This window comes from Sphingomonas folli (assembly GCF_019429525.1).
Classification (GTDB): domain Bacteria; phylum Pseudomonadota; class Alphaproteobacteria; order Sphingomonadales; family Sphingomonadaceae; genus Sphingomonas; species Sphingomonas folii.
Genome location: NZ_JAHXZL010000003.1, coordinates 46,517 through 62,515 on the forward strand (window position 1 = coordinate 46,517; position 15,999 = coordinate 62,515).

Genomic DNA, 15,999 nt, shown 5'->3' on the forward strand with positions numbered 1-15,999 from the left:
TTTCCTCTATCTCGTTATCGTATGCGGTCCGGGATCAGCCGAGGCCGAGCAGGCGACGATTGGCGCTGGGGTCACTGCCGCCGGCGAAGTCGTCGAAGGCATGCTCCGGGCGGCGGATCATGTGCGCCGCGATGAAGGGCGCACCCTCGCGAGCACCGTCCTGCGGGTGCTTGAGCGCGCACTCCCACTCCAGCACCGCCCAGCCCGAATAATCATACTGGGTGAGCTTGGAAAAGATGCCGCCGAAGTCGACCTGGCCGTCGCCCAGCGAGCGGAAGCGGCCGGGGCGGTCGACCCAGTCCGAGTAGCTGCCGTACACGCCCGCGCGCCCGGTGGGGTTGAGCTCCGCGTCCTTGACGTGGAACATCCTGATACGCTCGTGATAGATGTCGATGAACTGGAGATAGTCCATCGCCTGCAGCACCATGTGGCTGGGATCGTAGAGGATGTTGGCGCGCCGGTGGCCGCCGACCTGGTCGAGAAAGCGCTCGAAGGTGACGCCGTCGTGCAGGTCCTCGCCCGGATGAAGCTCGAAGCAGAGGTCGATCCCCTCCTCCTCGAACGCGTCCAGGATCGGGGTCCAGCGCCGGCCCAGCTCGGCGAAGGCCTCGTCCACCAGCCCGGCCGGGCGCTGCGGCCAGGGATAGACGAAACCCCAGACGAACGCGCCCGAGAAGGTCGCGTGCGCGCTCAGCCCGAGGCGTCGGCTCGCCTTGGCGGCGAGCCGCAGGCGCTCGACCGCCCACTTCTGGCGCTCGGCGGGCTTGCCGCGCAGCTCCGGCGGGGCGAAGCCGTCGAACAGTTCGTCATAGGCAGGATGTACCGCGACGAGCTGGCCCTGGAGGTGGGTCGACAGCTCGGTGATCTCGACGCCCGCCTCGCGGCAGCGGCCGATCAGCTCGTCGGCGTAGGTCTGGCTCTCCGCGGCGCGCTCCAGGTCGATGCAGCGCGCGTCCCAGGTCGGGATCTGCACGCCGGCGTAGCCCGCGTCGGCCATCCAGCGCGCGGCGCTGTCGAGCGTGTCGAAGGGCGCCTCACCCATGAACTGGGCGAGGAACACCCCCGGGCCGCGCATCGCCGGCGTACCGCTCACTTGAGCGTCTTGAGATAGGCGATCACGGCGGCGCGCTTGGTGGGATCGGCCATGCCGATCGGCATGCGCGTGCCCGGCACCTTCTTGCTTGGCGCGGCGATGAACTCGCTGAGCGACTTCTCGTCCCAGGTCAGCTTCGAGGCCTTCAGCGCGGCCGAATAGTTGAAGCCGGGCGCGGTGCCGGCGGGGCGGCCGACGACGCCGTACAGGTTCGGCCCGATGCGGTTCGGGCCGCCCTTCTCGACGGTGTGGCAGGCCTTGCACGCGGCGAAGGCCGGCGGGGTGCTGGCCTGCGCCGCCAGCGGGGTCGGCAGAAGAACGATCGCCGCGGCAGCGACGACCGGAAGAGCGGCTAGTCCGGCGATCAGCTTCATCGCGACTCTCTCCAATTGGTTGTTTGACGCATGTTTAGCGCTAAACAAGCGGGGATCAACCCGCTTGGTGACGCTGCGTCACCCGCGGACCTTGCGACGGGAGAGATGAACGATGGCGCAACGACATGCACTTCGACTGGCGATGCTGGGCGGCGGCGAGGGAGCCTTCATCGGCGCGGTCCACCGCATGGCGGCGGGCGTGGACGGCGACTGGCGACTGGTCGCCGGTGCGTTCAGCAGCGACGCGGGGCGCAACGCCCGCAGCGGCGAGTCGCTCGGCCTCGATCCCGCACGGGTGTACGCCACGTTCGAGGAGCTGCTCGCCGCCGAGCGCGCGCTGCCCGAGGACGAGCGGGTGCAAGCGGTCGCGATCGTGACCCCCAACCATCTCCACGCGCCGATGTCGATCGCCGCGCTCGACGCCGGTTTCCACGTCATCTGCGAGAAGCCGATGTCGCTCAACCTGGAGGAGGCCGAGGCGATCGCCGCCGCGGTGGCGCGCAGCGGACGCCACTATGCGCTCGCCTTCACGTACAGCGGCTACCCGCTGGTCGAGGAGGCGCGCGCGCGCGTCGAGCGCGGTGACTTCGGCGCGATCCGGCTGGTGCAGGTGGAATATTCGCAGGGCTGGCTGGCGCGCGCGATCGACCGTGACGGCAACAAGCAGGCCGAGTGGCGCACCGACCCGGCGCGCGCCGGCCTCGGCGGTTGCCTGGGCGACATCGGCACCCACGCTTTCCAGCTCGCCGAGCATGTGTCCGGCCTCCAGGTCGAGTCGCTCTGCGCCGAGCTGACCACGCACGTGCCCGGCCGGCGGCTCGACGACGACGTCAGCGTGCTGCTGCGCTTCGCCGGCGGCGCGCGCGGCGTGCTCCGGGCGAGCCAGGTCGCGGCGGGCGATGAGAACGGGCTGCGGCTGCGCGTCCACGGCGAGCTCGGCGGGCTCGACTGGGCGCAGATGGAGCCGAACACGATGACGCTGCGCTGGCTCGACAAGCCGGTCGAGGTACTGCGTACCGGCGGCCCGGGGCTGAGCGAGGGCGCCGCGGCGCGGACGCGCACGCCGGCGGGGCATCCCGAGGGCTATATCGAGGCCTTCGCCAACATCTACCGCGGCTTCGCCGGCGCGATCCGCGAGGCGGCGCCGGCGATGTGGTACCCGGGCGTGGACGACGGCGTGCGCACCATGGCCTTCGTCGAGGCGGTCGTCGCCAACGCCCAGTCGGACGTGAAGTGGAGCGTGCTGGGCTAAATTGAGATCGGGCTCCCGCGCAGGCGGGAGCCCACGACCGCGAACCTTAGCCCTCGTCGCCCTGGTCTCCGGCGTTCACCGGAGCACAGTCAGTCGGCCCGCATCATCGTCCAAGGCGCCAGATCGTCCACGGCGACAAGGGTCGGGCACGATCGCCCCCGACATGGTCGCCGACGGTGGCGACCTGTCGCCCTACGGCTCACTGCTTGGCGGGGGGCTCGGCGCCGAGCGCCTTGTTCTCCCTCGCCGCCGGGTCGACCGACGGGGCGCCCGAGGCCGGGGTGCCGGTGTTCGAGAGATCGGCGGTGTCGCCCTTGGCGCTCTCGGTGACGTTGGCGACCGCCTGGTCGCCCGCCGCCGGCGCCGCTCCCGCCGCCGGGGCCGCGGGCAGCGGCAGGTTGGAGCCCTGCTGGTTGAGATAGGCGATCACGTTGGCGCGATCCTGCGGGTTGCCCAGGCCGGCGAAGGTCATCTTGGTGCCGTTGGCGAACTTGCGCGGGCTGGTGAGCCACGCGTTCATCTTGTCGAAGTCCCAGGTGCCGCCGACCGACTTGAGCGCGTCCGAGAAGGCGAAGCCCGCCTTGCCCTGCGCGATGCCCTCGCCCAGCGTGGCGTACAGGTTCGGGCCGATGCCGTTGGCGCCGCCCTGGTTGATCGTGTGGCAGGCGGCGCACTTCTTGAAGACCTCGGCGCCCTTGGCCGGATCGGCGCTGCCGAGCAGCGCGGCGATCGGCACCTCGGCGGCGGCGCCACCGCCGCCGGCCTCCTCGACGCCCTCGATGGCATAGCCCATCTTCTCCGGCCGTTCGCCATGGAAGACCTGGCTGCCGACGATCGACAGCCCCAGCGCGACTCCGGCACCCGCCAAGACCCAGCCGAAAATCGTGTTGCTACGATCGTCCATGTCGCCCGTGTGCCCCTCTCTGATTAGGTCGATCCATAGAAAAGCCGCCACCGCACCGCAAGCGCTTGAGCGGCGCGCCGCGCTCTTCTACGCGCCGGGGTCGAGATGGACAGCTACGCCGCCCCCGCTTTACCGATCGTCGCGCGCCTCAGCGAGGCCGCCGCGCGCATGCCCGAGAACGCCGTCGCCTTCCAGGGCGCGCCGGGTGCCAACAGCCACGTCGCGGTCGCGGCGGCCTTCCCGGACGCGCTGCCGCTGCCCTGTTTCAGCTTCGACGACGCGCTGGACGCGGTGAAGCAGGGCCGCGCCGCGCGCGCGCTGATCCCGATCGAGAACTCGCTCCACGGCCGCGTCGCCGACATCCACTTCCTGCTGCCCGAGTCCGGGTTGGTGATCACCGGCGAGCATTTCCTGCCGATCCGCCACGCGCTGATCGGCCTCGGCCCGCGCGACGCGGTGACCAGCGCGATGAGCCACCCGCAGGCGCTCGGCCAGTGCCGCCACTGGCTCAAGGCGCACGGCATCGCCCCGGTGAGCTATCCCGACACCGCCGGCGCCGCGGCGATGGTGGCCGAGCTGCGCGACCCGAGCGTCGCCGCGCTGGCGCCGCCGGGCGCCGCGGCGATCTACGGGCTGGAGCTGCTCGCCACCGACATCGCCGACGCGGACCATAATATGACCCGCTTCGTCACGCTGGCGCGGGAGGGTGTGCCGCCCGAGGGCGACGGCCCGTGGATGACGACCTTCATCTTCGCGGTGAAGAACGTGCCGGCCGCGCTGTACAAGGCGATGGGCGGCTTCGCGACCAACGGCGTCAACATGACCAAGCTGGAGAGCTACCAGCGCGGCGGCAGCTTCGCCGCGACGGAGTTCTACGCCGACGTCGAGGGTCGTCCGGGCGATCCCGCCTTCGATCGCGCGATGGAGGAGCTGGGCTTCCATGCCAAGCATCTGCGCGTTCTCGGTTCCTATCGCCAAGCGCGAAAGCGCGGCTGATCCCGCCCCTTGCGCGCGCCGTGACCGGTCCTATCGTGGCGCACGACGAGCATGGGTGGGGATCGACGCGAGATGAAGATGTTGCTGCTGGCCGGCGCCGCGCTGGCCACCGTCGCGAGCGCGGCCGCCGGCGCCCAGGTCACGGCGCAGCCGCCGCGCGCGGCGAAGAAGCCGCATCAGGTGACCTCGCCCAACGGCACGCGCGAGGACGATTATTACTGGCTGCGCGACGACACCCGCGAGAACCCCGAGATGCTCGCCTATCTCGCCGCCGAGAACGCGTATGCGGACTCGACGCTGGCGTCGCTCAAGCCGCTGCAGGACAGGCTGTACGCCGAGACGGTGAGCCACATCAAACAGGACGACAGCAGCGTCCCCTTCCGCCAGCGCGGTTATTATTACCAGACCCGCTTCACCCCCGGCGCCGACTATCCGGTGGTCGAGCGGCGCAAAGGAACAGCCGACGCGCCCGCCGAGCTCATGTTCGACCAGCCGGCGATGGCGAAAGGGCATAAGTTCTTCGCGCTGAGCGACTGGTCGGTCAGCCCGGACAACCACCTCGCGGCCTATGCCGAGGACACGGTCGGGCGCCGCCAATATACGCTCAAGGTCAAGGACCTCACCACCGGGCAGCCGCTCGCGGACACGATCACGAACGTCGAGCCCAACCTCGTCTGGGCGGACGACAACCGCACGCTCTTCTACATCGCCAAGGATCCGGTGACGCTGCGTGGCTATCGCGTCATGGCACACGTGCTCGGCACGCCGGTCAGCGCCGACCGCCTCGTCTACGAGGAGAGGGACGACACCTTCCAGATGGGCATCAGCCGCACCAGCGACGATCGCTTCATCTGCATCGGCGTGTCGGCGACGGTGAGCGACGAGCAGCGCTGCGCCCCCGCCGCGGCGCCGACCGACTTCGCGCTGGTGGCGCCGCGCGCGCGCGAGTTCCGCTACGGTGCCGATCACATGGGTGACCGCTGGATCATCCGCACCAACCGCGACGCGCGCAACTACAAGCTCGTCACCGTGGCCGATCGCGACCTCGCGCGCGGCGTGGCGGGGTGGCGCGACCTGACACCGGCGAGCGACAGCGTCTTCATCGAGGACTTCAAGCCGTTCCGCGGATTCATCGCGCTCGACCAGCGCGAGGGCGGCAATCGCATGATCCGGCTGCTCACCGACGGCCGCTCCTCAGCGGTGAAGGCGGACGAGCCCGCCTATCAGATGCAGCTGTCGGTCAACCCCGAGCCTGACACCGACTGGGTACGCTACACCTATGCCTCGCTGGTCACACCGACGACGACCTATGAGGTGAGCGCGACGACGGGCGAGCGCCGCGTGCTCAAGGTCGCGCCGGTGCCCGGCTACGACCCGGCCGATTACGTCACCGAGCGGGTGTGGGCGACCGCGCGCGACGGCACCAAGGTCCCGGTCTCCCTGGTGTATCGCAAGGGCGTGAGGCGCGACGGCACCGCGCCGCTGTTCCAATATGCCTATGGCAGCTACGGCCTGTCGATGGACCCGGCGGTCGACCCGGCGCGGATCGCGCTGCTGGACCGCGGCGTGGTCTATGCGCTGGCACATATCCGCGGCGGGCAGGAGATGGGGCGCGGCTGGTATGATGACGGCCACCTGCTGCACAAGAAGAACAGCTTCACTGACTTCGTGGACGTCACGCGCTACCTGGTGGCGCAGAAATATGCCGCGCCGGGTCGGGTGGCGGCGATGGGCGGCAGCGCGGGGGGGCTGCTGATGGGCGCGGTCGCCAACATGGCGCCGCAGGATTATGCGCTGATCATCGCGCAGGTGCCCTTCGTCGACGTGGTGACGACGATGCTGGACGCCTCGATCCCGCTGACCACCTTCGAGTATGACGAATGGGGCAACCCCGCGCGGAAGCCCTATTACGATTACATGCTGAGCTACTCGCCCTACGACAATGTCGCGGCGAAACCCTATCCGGCGATGTACGTCAGCACCGGGCTATGGGACAGCCAGGTGCAATATTACGAGCCGACCAAATGGGTCGCGCGGCTGCGCGAGCGGATGACGGGCGACGCGCCGCTGGTCTACCGGATCAACATGGAGGCGGGGCACGGCGGCAAGTCGGGCCGCTTCGAGCGCTACCGCCAGGGTGCCGAGTGGCAGGCGTTCGCGCTGCAGCGGCTCAAGGTGGCGGGCTGAGGCGATGCCGCGCTCGTGCGCCCGCAGGAGCCGGGGGACCGCGCGATCCGCTTCGTCTCGCTCGCGGTCTAGGGCGGATAGACGGGTTCACGCGAAGACGCGAAGACGCGAAGAAGGGTTTTCACGCGGAGGCGCGGAGACGCAGAGAGTGAACGATGCCGCGCAGCGGCTCTTTGCTCAAAATCCGCCGCGCCATAGCGCGATCGCCTGCGGCGACGGTGCGCTCATGATGGAGGGGGCACTCGCCCGGTGCGGCACATCTCCGCGTCTCCGCGCCTCCGCGTCAACAACTCCTCTTCGCGTCTTCGCGTGATCAGTTCTTCTTCACGCCATACCGTCCCCCACCCACGCCCGCAGCAGCGTGTGCGCGATCGCATAGGGCGGCGGCGCGAGGAAGCGGCCCTCGCCGGCCAGCGCGGCGCGAACCTCGTCGCGCGTCACCCACATCGCGTCTTCCAGCTCGTTGGCGTCGAGCGTGATCGCGTCGCCCGCCGCGCGGGCGACGCAGGCGATCATCAGCTGCGAGGGGAACGGCCAGGGCTGGCTCGCGACGTAGCGGACGTCGTCGACCCGCACGCCCGCTTCCTCGGCGATCTCGCGCGCCACCGCCTCCTCGATCGACTCACCGGGCTCAAGGAAGCCCGCCAGCGCGGAATAGCGCCCCTTCGGCCAGCTCGGCTGCCGCCCCACCAGCGCGCGCCCGTCATGCTCCGCCAGCATGATCACCACCGGGTCGACGCGCGGGAAATGCTCCGCGGAGCAGGTCGGGCAGCGTCGCCCCCAGCCGGCGCGGAACAGCGCGGTGGCGCTGCCGCAATTGGCGCAGAAGCGATGCCGCGCGTGCCAGTCGAGCAGCGAGCGCGCCGCCGCGAAGGTCGCCGCCTCGCCCGCGCGCAGCTGGTCGAGGAGCCCGAACAGGCTGGGCGAGCGGAACGGCGGCGGGGCACCCGTGCCGGGCACGATCGCGGCGAAGCGCGGCGCGCCCGCGTCCAGCCCGAGCAGCACCAGCTCTGCCTCGCTCGGCGCGGCGGAGAGCGGCGCCCAGGCGAGCGCGCCGCCCTCGCCCACCACCGGCTCGAACGACTCGAGCACCAGCAGCCGCGCCGCCGGGTCCGCGATCGCCTCGGCGAGCCCGTCGGTGTCGTGGCGCAGCGCGTCGGCGCGGTCGAGCGTGCCGCCGGTGAAGCCGGTCGCGATCACCGCGGCATGCCGGGATGGAGCCGCGCCGCGTCCTGCGCCAGCGCGGTGAACGTCTCCTTCGCGAGCGGATAGCGCTCGCCCGGGAAGTAATTGACCATGATCGTCCCCCGGAAGCGCCGCGCCGGGTCGACGATCGCCACCGTCCCCGCCGCGCCGCCCCAGCCGTAACTGCCGCGCGAGGCGCCGCCGGCCTCGTCGGCGAGATACACCACCCCGCCCGCGCCGAAGCCCTGTGCCACGCCTTCCTTGTTCTTATAGGTCACGCCGGGCGGCAGCAGGTTGGACATGGCCAGCCGCGCGGTCTCGGGCCGCATGATCCGCACGCCATCGAGCGTGCCCGCGTCCTGCAGCATGTGGAGGAAACGGTCATAGTCGCGCGCCGACGCCACCAGCCCGGCGCCGCCGTAGGGGAAGCTGGGCGGCTGGAGGAACACCGAGCGGGCGGCGGGGTCGAGCGGGATCAGCTGGTCGCCCGCGAAGGCGTAGTTGGTGGCGAAACGGGCGACGTTGCCGGGCGCGACCTGGAAGTCGGTCGACGTCATGCCGAGCGGGTCGAGGATTCGCGCGTGGACGAAGCGCTCGAACTTCTCCCCCGAGACCTTCTCGATCACCGCGGCGAGCACGTCGAGCCCCATCGAATAGTGCCAGGTCGTGCCCGGCTCGGCGACGAGCGGCGCCTGCGCGACCCGCTCGGCGAAGGCGATCAGCGAGGCCGGCCGCGTCCTGCGCGCCACCGCCTCGGTCTGCGCGTTGGCGGAGAAGGGAACGAGCCCGAGCCGCTCATATTCCTTGAGCAGCGGCCCCTGCGCGTTGATCTGATAGCCGATCCCCGAGCTGTGCGTCATCAGCTCGCGGATCGTGATCGGCGCGCGCGCGGGCCGGGTCTCCAGCGACGTGTCCGGGCTGGTCAGCACCTTCATCCTGGCGAAGCCGGGAAAATATTTGGAGAGCGGGTCGTCGAGCGACAGCTTGCCCTCCTCCACGAGCAGCATCGCCGCCATGCCGGTGATCGGCTTGGTCATCGAGTAGACGCGCCACAGCGAGTCGGGGCCCGCCGGCTGTGCGCCCGGATCGGTCGAGACGGTACCCGCGCTGACGAACACGGTCGGCAGGTCGCCCAATCCGAAGGCGCCGACGATGCCCGGCATCTTCCTGTCGCGGACATAGCCGTCGAACAGCGCCTGGGTCGTCGGCAGGATCTGCGCGCCGGGCAGTCCCTGGAGCGCCGTCGTTCCGGACGCGGGCGGCGCCGTCTGCGGGCGCTCTGCGGGTGCGGGCGTGGGGGCCGGCGCCACCTGCGCCGAGAGCTGAGTCGCCGCCACCAGCGCGGTGAGCGCTGCCGTACCGATCCACCGGGACACCGTCATGCCTGTCTGCTCCTCGCCACCGCTGCCGCCTTCGCGAACAAGGTCGGCAGCCCCGCCTCGTCCAGTGTCGCGACCGGCCACCATTCACCCTCTTCGGTCGCGCGCTCGGTGTCGGCGACCGCCACGTCCAGGTCCAGCGTGAAATGCGTGAAGCCGTGCTCGACTCGTCGCTCCAGCACCCGCCACGCCGCCGCCGCGGGCGCGTCGCGCAGCCCCGGCGGCGCGCTCTCCCACGGCCCGGTCGGGAGCGCGCGCATGCCGCCGAGCAGCCCCTTCTCCGGCCGGCGCACCAGCAGCACGTGGCCGTCACGCTCGAGCCAGAAGATCGTGCCGTAGCGGTGCGGGCGCGCCGCCTTGGGTTTCTTGACCGGGAAGGCCTCGGGCGTGCCCAGCGCGAGCGCGGCGCACTGGTCGGCGAGCGGGCAGAGCAGGCAGCGCGGCCTGCGCGGCGTACAAACCGCCGAGCCCAGGTCCATCATCGCCTGCGCATAGTCGCCAGCGCGCTCCTCGGGCGTGATCGTCGCCGCGGCGGCGCGGATCGCGCGGCGGCCGCCCGGCAGCGGTTCGTCGATCGCGAACAGCCGCGCCACCACGCGCTCGACGTTGGCGTCCACCACCACCGCGCGACGGCCGAACGCGATCGCCGCGACCGCGGCTGCGGTATAGTCGCCGAAACCCGGCAGCGCGCGCAGCGCTCCCTCAGTGTCGGGCAGGGCGCCGCCGTGCTCGGCCGCGATCGCGCGTGCCGCGGCGAGCAGGTTGCGCGCGCGGGCATAGTAACCCAGCCCGGCCCAGGCGGCCATCACGTCCGCCTCATCGGCCGCGGCGAGGTCCGCGAAGCTCGGCCAGCGTGCCACCCAGGCGGCGAAGCGCGGGCGCACCGTCGCCACCGTGGTCTGCTGCAGCATCACCTCGCTCAGCCAGACCCGATAGGGATCGGGTGTCTCGCCGGGCAGCGCGCGCCACGGCAGCGCGCGGCGGTGGCGGTCATACCAGTGAAGCAACGGCTTGGCGGCAGTGATCGCGCGCTTGGCGTCCATGCCCCGGCTATGGCATGGGGGCGGGAATGAGCAAGCGCCCTCGCGTCCCCGCCGAACCTCCCGAGCGGCAGAACCGGTCGCGGCAGGTGGCCGAGCTGCTGCCCTCGGTCGGCGGCGCGGCGTTCCGGCGCTTCGGCTTCGTCCAGTCCGCCATCGTGTCGCGCTGGCCCGAGATCGTCGGCGAGAAGCTCGCCTCGGCCAGCACGCCCGAGTCGATCCGCTTCCCGGTCGGCAAGAAGCAGGACGGCACGCTCACGCTCACCGTCCGCGGCGCGCACGCGCCGATGATGAGCCATTTGACGGTCGAGATCATCGAGCGGGTCAACCGCTTCTTCGGCTATGCCGCGGTGTGCAAGGTCGCGATCCGCCAGGGCGAGGTCACCAAGCGCCCCGAGCGCCGCGCGCCCCCGTCGCTCGCGCCCGCTCCCGAGCTGGGCGGCAGCCTCAAGACGATCGCCGACCCCGAGCTCAAGGCGGTGCTCGAGGCGCTCGCCTCGGGCGTCGCCGCCAGCCCTCTCTCGCTGCCGAAGGTACGATGACCCGCCTCCGCTCGCTCCTGCTGCCGCTCGCCGCGCTCGCGCTCGCTACCGCCGCGGGCGCCGCCGCGCCGCGCCCCTGGACCGCGGTGGCGACCCCGGTGGCGACCGGCAGCTACCTGATCGGTAACCCCCGGGCGCGCGTGAAGCTGGTGGAATATGTCAGCTACACCTGCCCGCACTGCGGCCATTTCGCCGCCGAGTCGCGCGCGACGCTCGGCGCGATGGTGCGCTCGGGCTCGACCAGCGTCGAGGTGCGCAACCAGATCCACGACGGGATCGACCTCGCCGCCGCGACGCTGGCGCGCTGCGCCGGACCGGCGGCCTTTCCCGCGCTGCACGAGGCCTTCTACGTGAAGCAGGAGCAATGGTACGAACGCGCCGCCGAGTGGAGCGAGGGCAATCGCGCGCGCATCGCGTCCTGGCCGCAGCTCGACCAGCTTAAGGCGGTGGCACAGGGCGCCGGGCTCGACGCGATCGCGAAACAGGCGGGCGCGCCCGCCGCGGCGATCGACGCCTGTTTCGCGAGCGACGCGCAGGTGAAGCGCGCCATCGCGGGTTCGGAAGCCACGAGCAAGGTGAAGGGCACGCCCGCGTTCGAGATCAACGGCCGGCTGATCGAGAATGTCGGCTGGGCGCAGCTCGAGCCGCAGCTGCGCGCCGCGGGCGCGCGGTGAGAACGGCGGTCTTCCATCCTCCCCTGCAAGGGGAGGTGGCGCGCGCAGCGCGACGGAGGGGTGTCGCGGGTGGTGAGTCCAGCGACACTCGCCAGCCGGGTTACCCCTCCGTCAGGCCTTCGGCCTGCCACCTCCCCTTTCAGGGGAGGATCACGCGACAACTATACGGTCTTATCAACGGAGTGACCGAATGAAGCGTCTCGCATCCCCCCTGCTCTTCGCCGCCGCGGCGCTGCTCGCCGGCTGCGGCAGCGGCGGCGACGGCAACGGCAGCGCGCCCAGCGCACCCGCCGGGTCGGTGAAAGCGGTCGCCGCGCCCGCGGGCTCGGACTGGACCCAGCAGGTCCGCCAGACGCCGGAGGGCGGCTATGTCATGGGCAACCCCGACGCGCCGCTCAAGCTGGTCGAATATGGCTCGCGCACCTGCCCCACCTGCGGCGCGTTCGGCCAGACCGGCATGCGCCCGCTCGAGGAGAATTACGTCAAGTCGGGCAAGGTCTCGTACGAGTTCCGCGACTTCCTGGTCCATGGCCCGCCCGACTTCGCGGCCTCGCTGCTCGGCCGCTGCGCCGGCGCCGCGCCGTTCTTCCCGATCCTCGAGCAGATGTACATCGACCAACCCAAGTTCCTCGACGCGCAGATGAAGGCCGCGCAGGACCAGTCCTTCCTCCAGTCGACGCAGAACGCCACGCCGGCGCAGGTCGCCAACGGCTGGGCCGATCGCATGGGCTATGTTGAGTTCGTCAAGCAGCGCGGCATCACCGAGGCGCAGGCGCGCGCCTGCCTCAACGATCCCAAGGCGATCGAGGCGCTGACGAAGATGACGCAGGACGCCACCGAGAAGCAGGACGTGACCGGCACGCCCACCTTCTTCCTCAACGGGCGCAAGCTGGAGAACAGCGTCACCTGGCAGGCGATCGAGACCGCGCTCAAGTCCGCGGGCGCCTGACCCGGGCGCCGCGGCGGGCTGACCCTCGATGCGCATCAAGCGGCTGCGGCTGACCGGCTTCAAGAGCTTCGTCGACCCGGCCGACCTGCGCATCGAGCCGGGGCTGACCGGCGTGGTCGGCCCCAACGGCTGCGGCAAGTCCAACCTGCTCGAGGCGCTGCGCTGGACCATGGGCGAGAACAGCGCCCGGTCGATGCGCGGCGCGGGCATGGAGGACGTGATCTTCGCCGGCACCGCGACGCGGCCGCCACGCGACTTCGCCGAGGTGTCGCTGCTCGCCGAGATCGACTCGCCCGACGGCGCGCAGGAGCGCGAGATCGTGCGCCGGATCGAGCGCGGCGCCGGCTCGGCCTATCGGCTGGACGGGCGCGACGTCCGCGCCAAGGACGTCCAGCTCCTGTTCGCCGACGCCGCGACCGGCGCGCACTCGCCCGCGCTGGTCAGCCAGAACCGCATCGGCGCGGTGATCGCGGCCAAGCCGGGCGAGCGCCGCGCGATGCTGGAGGAGGCGGCGGGGATCGCCGGCCTCCACGTCCGCCGCAGGGACGCGGAGGCGCGGCTGCGCGCCACCGAGGCCAATCTCGCGCGGCTCGACGAGCTGATGGCGGACCAGGGCACGCGCGTCGCCGCGCTGCGCCGCCAGGCGCGCGCCGCCGAACGCTACCGCCTGCTGTCCGAGCAGATCCGGCTGGCCGAGGCGCGGATGATCTTCGCGCGCTGGCGCGACGCCGCCGCCGCCGCGACCGCCGCCAAGCAGGAGGCCGACGCCGCCGCCGCACAGGTCACCGCCGCGACCGGGGCAGAGCAGGCGACGCTGGCCGCCCAGCGCGCCGCCGCAGAGCAGGTGGTGACCGCGCGCGCCGCGGCGCTGGCGGCGCGCGACCGCGCCGGCGAGCTCGCGCACCAGCTGACGCGCGCGCGCGAGCAGCGCCACGGCGTCCAGCGCCGGCTCGCCGAGATGGAGTCGGCGCGGCGGCGCATCGGCGAGGACCGCGCGCGCGAGGACTCGCTCGCGCACGACGCCGCCGCCGCGCTCGACCGGCTCGCCGCCGAGGCCCAGACACTCGACCGCCGCGTCGCCGAGGGCAGCGCGGCGCTGCCCGCGCTCGACGCCGCGTTGGCCGAGGCGGAGCGCCGCGCGCGCGACGTCGAGGTCGCGCTCGCCCAGGCGCTGTCGGCCGAGGCGGCGGAGGCGGCCGAGCGTCGCGTCGCCGCCGCCGCGCACGCCGCCGCCGCGGCGCGCCACGAGCGCGCGCGGCGCGAGGCGATGCGGCTGGCCGAGGCGATCGAGGCGCTCGACGATCCCGCCGCACTGGAGGCGGCGCGCGCGGCCGCGCGCGCGGCGCAGACCGACGCGCAGGGCCGCGTGGCGAAGGCACGCGCCGCGCTCGACTGGGCCGAGACGAGCGAGGCCGAGGCGCGCGAGGAACGCGATCCCGCCGAGGCCGCGCGCGCCGCCGCGCTGGCGGCGCTGGCGGCGCTCGACGGCGAGGCCGCCGCGCTCACGCGCGCGGTCGAGCAGAAGGGCGAGAAGCTGCTCGACTCGGTCAGCGCCGAGCCCGGGTTCGAGCGCGCGCTCGCCGCCGCGCTCGGCGACGAACTGGAGACCGCGTTGGCCGACTGGCACGGCTCCGCGCTCGCCGACGACGATCCCCCCGCCCCGATCGGCACGCTGCCGCTCGCCGCGCGGGTCACCGCGCCGGCCGAGCTGGAGCGAAGGCTGTCGCAGGTGTTCCTGGTCGAGACCGACTCGGGGCAGCCGCTCCGCCCGGGTCAACGGCTGGTGACGCGCGAGGGGCGCGTGCGCCGCTGGGACGGTTACGTCAGCACCAGCGGCGGCGTCGCCGCGGCGAAACGACTAGAGCGGCGCAACCGCCTCGCCGCGCTCCAGGCCGAGCGCCCGGCAGCGGAGGCGGCGGTCGAGCGGGCGACCCAGCGGCGCACGCAGATCGACGAGCGTATCGCGCGCGCGCGCGCGGCGGCGCAGTCGTCGCGCGCGCTGCTGACGCAGGGCGAGACCGACGTCCGGTCGGCACAGCGCGACGAGGATCGCGCCGCGGCCCAGCTCGAGCGGCTCGCCGGGCAGCGCGCCGATCTCGCCCAGCGCGCCGAGCGCGTCACCGCCGAGGCGGCGGAGGCCTTCGCCGAGCAGGAGCGCGCCGCCGACACGCTCGCCGCGCTGCCCGACGGCGCCGCCGCGGCGGGCGCGACCGCGCGGCTGCGCGGCGAGGCCGAGGCGGCGCGTGCCAAGGTGGCCCTCGCGCGCTCCGATCGGGCGACGCGCGAGCGCGAGCTGACCGACGCGCGCGAGCGCCGCGCGACCGGGAAGAGCGAGGCGCAGGGCTGGCGTACGCGCGCGGGCGAGGCGGCGAAGCGGATCGCCGACATGGACCAGCGCGCGACCGAGCTGGAGCGCGAGCTCTCCACCCTCGCCGCGCGCCCCGACGCGCTCGCGGCGGAGATTGCCTCGCTCGACAAAGAGGTGACCGCCGCGCGCACTGCCGCCGACACGACTCAGGCCGAGGAGCGCGCCGTCGAGGCCGCGCTCCGCGACGCCGATGCCGCGCACGCGCGCGCGGCCGAGGCGCTCGCCACCGCGCGCGAGGCACGTGCCGGCGCCATCGCGCGCGCGGAGAATCACGAGCTGCGCCGGGTCGAGATGGGGCGGGTCTCGGGCGAGCGGTTCGAGTGCCCCGCGCCGGTGCTGCCCGAGAAGATCGGCTTCGCGTCGGCGGAGGTGGGTTCCCCGCAGGACGAGTCGAGCGCGCACGAGCGCCTGACGCTCGACCGCGAGCGGCTCGGCCCGGTCAACCTCGTCGCCGAGCGCGAGCTGGAGGAACTGGAGACGAGCGGCGCCGCGACGGCCGCGGAGCGCGAGGAGCTGGGCCAGGCGGTCAACCGGCTGCGCGGCTCGATCGGCACGCTCAACCGCGAGGGGCGGCAGCGGCTGCTCGCCGCCTTCGAGGCGGTCAACGGCCATTTCCGGCGGCTGTTCACGACGCTGTTCAACGGCGGCCAGGCGCATCTCGCGCTGGTCGACTCGGACGATCCGCTCGAGGCGGGGCTCGAGATCATGGCGCAGCCGCCGGGCAAGAGGCTGCAGTCGCTCACGCTGTTGTCGGGCGGCGAGCAGGCGCTGACCGCGGTCGCGCTGATCTTCGGGCTGTTCCTCACCAACCCCGCGCCGATCTGCGTGCTCGACGAGGTCGACGCCCCGCTCGACGATGCCAACATCGAGCGCTTCTGCGACCTGCTCGAGCAGATGAGCCGCGAGACCGACACGCGCTACCTGATCGTGACCCATAACGCGGTGACGATGAGCCGGATGCACCGCCTGTTCGGCGTGACGATGGTGGAGCGCGGGGTGAGCCGGCTGGTGTCGGTCGACCTTCAGGCGGCGGAGCTGCTCGCGGCGGAGTGAGGG

The 15,999-nt window shown here is 72.4% G+C and carries 13 protein-coding genes; 7 read left to right on the top strand and 6 right to left on the bottom strand.

All coding sequences use genetic code 11. From position 1 onward, the window contains the following. Window positions 1-34: 34 nt before the first annotated feature. Both KZ813_RS05220 and KZ813_RS05225 read right to left on the bottom strand, forming a co-directional pair. A complete protein-coding gene (locus tag KZ813_RS05220) occupies window positions 35-1,075 on the bottom strand; it encodes a sugar phosphate isomerase/epimerase family protein (RefSeq protein ID WP_219754241.1) in 1,041 nt (346 codons plus the stop codon). Between the two features lie 14 nt (window positions 1,076-1,089). After that, entirely contained in the window at window positions 1,090-1,467 is a 378-nt protein-coding gene (locus KZ813_RS05225) for a c-type cytochrome (protein ID WP_219753919.1), read from the bottom strand. A gap of 112 nt (window positions 1,468-1,579) precedes the next feature. Between KZ813_RS05225 and KZ813_RS05230 the strand changes: the two genes are divergently transcribed. After that, on the top strand, window positions 1,580-2,719 hold the full coding sequence (locus tag KZ813_RS05230) for a Gfo/Idh/MocA family protein (RefSeq protein ID WP_219753920.1): 1,140 nt from the start codon (window positions 1,580-1,582) through the stop codon (window positions 2,717-2,719). A gap of 199 nt (window positions 2,720-2,918) precedes the next feature. On the opposite strand, the gene KZ813_RS05235 is transcribed toward KZ813_RS05230, so the two are convergent. Continuing rightward, window positions 2,919-3,623 carry a c-type cytochrome gene (locus KZ813_RS05235; RefSeq protein WP_219753921.1) on the bottom strand — a complete coding sequence of 235 codons (705 nt, stop codon included), beginning with the start codon at window positions 3,621-3,623 and terminating at the stop codon, window positions 2,919-2,921. Between the two features lie 105 nt (window positions 3,624-3,728). Between KZ813_RS05235 and KZ813_RS05240 the strand changes: the two genes are divergently transcribed. After that, window positions 3,729-4,619, top strand: a complete 891-nt coding sequence (locus KZ813_RS05240; RefSeq protein WP_219753922.1) for a prephenate dehydratase — start codon at window positions 3,729-3,731, stop codon at window positions 4,617-4,619. A 72-nt stretch (window positions 4,620-4,691) separates the two neighbouring features. Beyond that, window positions 4,692-6,806, top strand: coding sequence for a S9 family peptidase (locus KZ813_RS05245; protein ID WP_258046443.1), 2,115 nt, complete (start codon window positions 4,692-4,694; stop codon window positions 6,804-6,806). Between the two features lie 324 nt (window positions 6,807-7,130). Here KZ813_RS05245 and nudC read toward each other — a convergent pair whose 3' ends face one another. From nudC to KZ813_RS05260, 3 genes are read right to left on the bottom strand one after another with little or no spacing between them, the layout of a single operon-like run. Continuing rightward, the gene (gene nudC, locus KZ813_RS05250) at window positions 7,131-8,006 is read right to left on the bottom strand and encodes an NAD(+) diphosphatase (protein ID WP_219753923.1); all 876 of its coding nucleotides are present in this window, start codon (window positions 8,004-8,006) and stop codon (window positions 7,131-7,133) included. Next, window positions 8,003-9,373, bottom strand: a complete 1,371-nt coding sequence (locus KZ813_RS05255; RefSeq protein WP_219753924.1) for a serine hydrolase domain-containing protein — start codon at window positions 9,371-9,373, stop codon at window positions 8,003-8,005. The genes nudC and KZ813_RS05255 overlap by 4 nt, the downstream gene beginning before the upstream one ends. Continuing rightward, window positions 9,370-10,413: an A/G-specific adenine glycosylase gene (locus tag KZ813_RS05260; RefSeq protein WP_219753925.1), complete on the bottom strand. Its 1,044-nt coding sequence runs from the start codon at window positions 10,411-10,413 to the stop codon at window positions 9,370-9,372. The genes KZ813_RS05255 and KZ813_RS05260 overlap by 4 nt, the downstream gene beginning before the upstream one ends. A gap of 26 nt (window positions 10,414-10,439) precedes the next feature. Between KZ813_RS05260 and KZ813_RS05265 the strand changes: the two genes are divergently transcribed. From KZ813_RS05265 to KZ813_RS05280, 4 genes are all read left to right on the top strand, one after another. Further along, window positions 10,440-10,952: a DUF721 domain-containing protein gene (locus tag KZ813_RS05265; RefSeq protein WP_258046444.1), complete on the top strand. Its 513-nt coding sequence runs from the start codon at window positions 10,440-10,442 to the stop codon at window positions 10,950-10,952. Then, complete coding sequence (locus tag KZ813_RS05270) at window positions 10,949-11,626, top strand: DsbA family protein (RefSeq protein WP_219753927.1); 678 nt, start codon at window positions 10,949-10,951, stop codon at window positions 11,624-11,626. The genes KZ813_RS05265 and KZ813_RS05270 overlap by 4 nt, the downstream gene beginning before the upstream one ends. Window positions 11,627-11,816: 190 nt before the next feature. Then, the gene (locus KZ813_RS05275; protein WP_219753928.1) at window positions 11,817-12,575 is read left to right on the top strand and encodes a thioredoxin domain-containing protein; all 759 of its coding nucleotides are present in this window, start codon (window positions 11,817-11,819) and stop codon (window positions 12,573-12,575) included. Between the two features lie 28 nt (window positions 12,576-12,603). Beyond that, a complete protein-coding gene (locus KZ813_RS05280; protein ID WP_219753929.1) occupies window positions 12,604-15,996 on the top strand; it encodes a chromosome segregation SMC family protein in 3,393 nt (1,130 codons plus the stop codon). Window positions 15,997-15,999: the final 3 nt, after the last annotated feature.